Below are 1562 nucleotides of genomic sequence, written 5' to 3' on the forward strand. Positions count from 1 at the left end.
AATCTAGATTGCCCGGTCGTCCTAAAAACAAAAAGCCCCTAAAAAGGGCTTAAAAGAGGTCTCTTTTTTGCTGTTCAAGGGCTTGCGCAACGGTTACCAATGTTAGCAACTGTGTTTTTATTCCGTTTCCAAATTTCAATGAACTCTTTTAAGTCCATCCTTATTTAATTCATATAAGAAATATGGTGGGTCAAAAGAGTCGCTTACATTTTCGGTGTGTGATATAGCATATTCCTTTAGGTTTTCTTTCAATTTCTTAAAGTCAACCTTTTCAAATATTTTCTCAAACATTTTTTTCTCAAAAACATAATTCTTTTCATCAGCCAGTAGTAATATAACCGGTATGCTGTCCAGATAAAAAAGTCCTTTCATTTCATCATCCGTATAAATTTCGCTTTTAGTGATAACCACTCTATTTATTCCGTCGTATTTATCGAGTGATAAGCATAAGGGTAAATTCCTTTGGCTTTTTTCGTTAGAATATTCTTTCCAGTATTCCAGAAGTCCCTTATGAATTTTTGAATTCAAGACAATAGGTTTTTTATCAGAATTGGTACAACTAATCGAAATTTGAGATAATAACAGAAGAAGTAAAAGCCGATTTTTCATATTTTCCTAAATGGCGAGTCAACATAGTTGCTAACGGTTGGGCTATGATTTCGTTGCGGACTTTTCCAACGGAAAATGTCCGGGAGAAATCGGGCCGTTTTATTGGTTATTTTGTTTAAAGTTAGCAAGAATACAGCAATGAATTATAGCCGGTGTTAGCCACTGTTTCTTAATAATCAACAGTCTTATATCTTTTTGCAGTTTTCCATAAACTGTCCTCTTTTTCAAAGAAGACCACTTCCTCCCAACCACCTGCTTTAGGATAGACATAACCGATGGAAGTTATAACTAAACTGTCCTTCGAACCGCGCAAAAAGGAATTAAAGATTATCCGTAGGGTGTTCTTTCCGGTTTTTTCTTTTCTAATTAAATTTTGACTCTTGAGATTTAGCTTATTAGTATCTAGGATGAACTCTGAAGTCTTGGTCTTGAATTGATTAAGCAAGCTTAATTGAATAGAATCAGTAATTATTTTCTCCAAACTTTGAGGATAATTAGTAAGCCTGGGAATCAAAGTTGAATCAATTTCTACGCTAATGTTATATCGTCCAACTTCTGTTGGATGAATTCTGTCCAATATCAAGTCAATCTGAGGATGGAAATCGTTTTTACTTTCTGCTTTTTGAAAACTTGTTTGCGATACCGCAGGTATTACCTCTTTAGATTTATATTCTCTACATCCAATTGTGAAGATTAGTACTATTACAAGCGTGTAAAATCGGTTCATTAAAATAGTGGCTAACGGTCTCGTATAACCGTCAGTTACGGGTTAATATGCGTTATTTTTCGGTTTGGCACTGACCTTAGCAATTCCGAGTGGATTCGGACGTAGTCGAATCCGCCGTAATTGCGGTTAGCATCTATGTAAAAGCAGCGTGTCCTTTATCTTTAAAGTACTATAAAACAATAAGATATGAAAACGGAACACACTGCAAGTCCCAAGTTATTCATTG

General features: G+C 35.1%; 2 protein-coding genes. Both read right to left on the minus strand.

Features of this window, described 5'->3' with window-relative positions; translation table 11 throughout:
• Positions 1-135: 135 nt before the first annotated feature.
• The gene (locus tag BIZ36_RS20615) at positions 136-528 is read right to left on the minus strand and encodes a hypothetical protein (RefSeq protein ID WP_187459743.1); all 393 of its coding nucleotides are present in this window, start codon (positions 526-528) and stop codon (positions 136-138) included.
• A gap of 250 nt (positions 529-778) precedes the next feature.
• Entirely contained in the window at positions 779-1336 is a 558-nt protein-coding gene (locus BIZ36_RS20620) for a hypothetical protein (RefSeq protein WP_187459744.1), read from the minus strand.
• Positions 1337-1562: the final 226 nt, after the last annotated feature.

It is taken from the genome of Cytophaga sp. FL35 (assembly GCF_014349235.1).
GTDB lineage: Bacteria > Bacteroidota > Bacteroidia > Flavobacteriales > Flavobacteriaceae > Euzebyella.